Source organism: Mesorhizobium sp. M7A.F.Ca.CA.004.04.2.1 (genome assembly GCF_004022825.1).
Lineage (GTDB): Bacteria > Pseudomonadota > Alphaproteobacteria > Rhizobiales > Rhizobiaceae > Mesorhizobium.
In genome coordinates, this window is record NZ_RZPH01001147.1 from 1 (window position 1) to 1,796 (window position 1,796).

A 1,796-nucleotide genomic window follows, 5' to 3' on the forward strand; every position below is an offset into this window, starting at 1 on the left:
ATGAAACGGTCCGACGCGTTCACCAGAATGAGCGGCAAATTGTAATGCTCGCGGAACATCGCCACCACGCCCGCGGCCTCGTCCTTGCGCATCAGGCCGTGGTCGACAAGGATGCAGGTCAGCTGGTCGCCAACCGCTTCGTGGATCAACAGCGCCGCAACGGAAGAATCGACGCCGCCCGACAGCGCGCAGATGACCTTGCCCTTGCCAACCTGCTTGCGGATCGTCTCGACCGCGTGCTCGCGGTAGGCGCGCATGGTCCAGTCGCCCTCGATGCCGGCGATGTTGTGGACGAAATTCCTGAGCAGCCGGGCGCCGTCGGGCGTATGCACCACCTCGGGGTGGAACATGATGCCGTACATCTTGCGCTCGATGTTGCCGAAGATGGCGAAGGGCGAGCCCTCTGACTTGCCGAACACTTCGAAGCCCTTGGGCAAGGAGATGACGCGGTCGCCATGGCTCATCCACACCTGATGGCGCTGGCCGGGCGCCCACAGGCCTTCGAACAGCGGGCTGTCTTTTTGAATCTCGACGAAGGCGCGGCCGAACTCGCGATGGTCGGAGCTTTCGGCGACGCCGCCCATCTGCACGCACATGGCCATCTGGCCATAGCAGATGCCGAGCACCGGCACGCCGGCGTCGAAGACGATCTGCGGCGCGCGCGGGCTGCCGATATCGCCGGTCGAAGCCGGACCGCCGGACAGGATCACGGCTTTCGGATTGATGCGCTTGAATGCCGCTTCGGCCGACTGGAACGGCACGATCTCGGAAAACACACCGGCCTCGCGGATGCGGCGAGCGATGAGCTGGGTGAACTGGCTGCCGAAATCGACAATCAGGACGGTGTCGGGATGATTGGCTGTTTTCATGGCGAGCGTTTAGAGAAAGAAACGAGTCGACGCAATGGGTTGCGTAGCCCGACTTTCAGGCTGGTCCGGCATCTTCATGGGGTGGTTCCGTCCGAAGGGCGCCGTCGCCGATCGCCCGTTCGAGCCGCATGACGGCGTCCGCCAGCTTCTCGTCGATGACTTCAAGATATTCGGTCCAGTCGCCGACATGCCTGAGATCCGCCGCCCCGTCGGAAATGCCGCGCAGACCGATCAGCGGAATGTCGAACAGCTGGCAGGCGCGCAGGCAGGCGAAGGTCTCCATGTCGACCATGTCGGCGCTAACAGCATCATACGCCGCGCCAGTGATGATCGCGCCGCCGGTCGACAGGGTCGCCTGCTTGATGTCCGGTATCTTGAAGGGCAATGGCACGGTTACCGGCAGGTCGAGGAAGGGGGTGGCGCCCTTCTCGAAGCCGAGCGGCGAAGCGTCGATGTCACGGTAGCTGACCGAAACCGCCTGGTAGATTTCCGTCTGCTGCAGCGTCCGACTGCCGGCTGAACCGAGCGAAACAACGAGATCCGGCAGTGCTTTTTGCGATTTCAGCCAGGAGAGTTCAGCACCCAGCCTGACGCCGGCCTCGACCGGACCGACACCGGTCATCAGCGGCGTGAACAGCTGCTTGAGGTGCGGGCCGTATTCGGCCTGCGCCGCCATAACGAAGAGGACGTCCTTGCCCGACAGGCGCGAGATTTTATCGGCCATGATGATTTATTCCTCTCCGCCCGATCATCTGCTTATCTGCACCGCCGCTCGCCGGGACCCGCTGCCTCCGGCAGCTCCCGGCGTTCGTGGCCTTTCATCGTGCCACCGGCACGATGAATTCGCCTGCGGCGAACCGGCCACTCACCCTTCAATCCCATCACGCCCGACCACCGTCATCATGGTGCCAGTCATGGTGGCGATCA

At 63.3% G+C, this 1,796-nt stretch carries 3 protein-coding genes; 1 reads left to right on the forward strand and 2 read right to left on the reverse strand.

Annotated features, from left to right (window positions below; all coding sequences use genetic code 11):
* A partial coding sequence (gene guaA / locus EN893_RS32275; RefSeq protein WP_128362105.1) for a glutamine-hydrolyzing GMP synthase occupies window positions 1-869 on the reverse strand: 869 nt, incomplete at its 3' end.
* 55 nt (window positions 870-924) lie between these two features.
* Window positions 925-1,593: a 5'-methylthioadenosine/S-adenosylhomocysteine nucleosidase gene (locus EN893_RS32280; protein WP_127270410.1), complete on the reverse strand. Its 669-nt coding sequence runs from the start codon at window positions 1,591-1,593 to the stop codon at window positions 925-927.
* Between EN893_RS32280 and EN893_RS38820 the strand changes: the two genes are divergently transcribed.
* Window positions 1,592-1,796: hypothetical protein (locus EN893_RS38820; RefSeq protein WP_206640218.1), on the forward strand; the 205-nt coding region annotated here is incomplete at its 3' end. The genes EN893_RS32280 and EN893_RS38820 overlap by 2 nt on opposite strands.

Excerpts from the sequence above, each read along its gene's own strand:
- EN893_RS32280 (WP_127270410.1), bottom strand. The coding sequence starts at position 1,593 with ATGGCCGATAAAATCTCGCGCCTGTCGGGCAAGGACGTCCTCTTCGTT.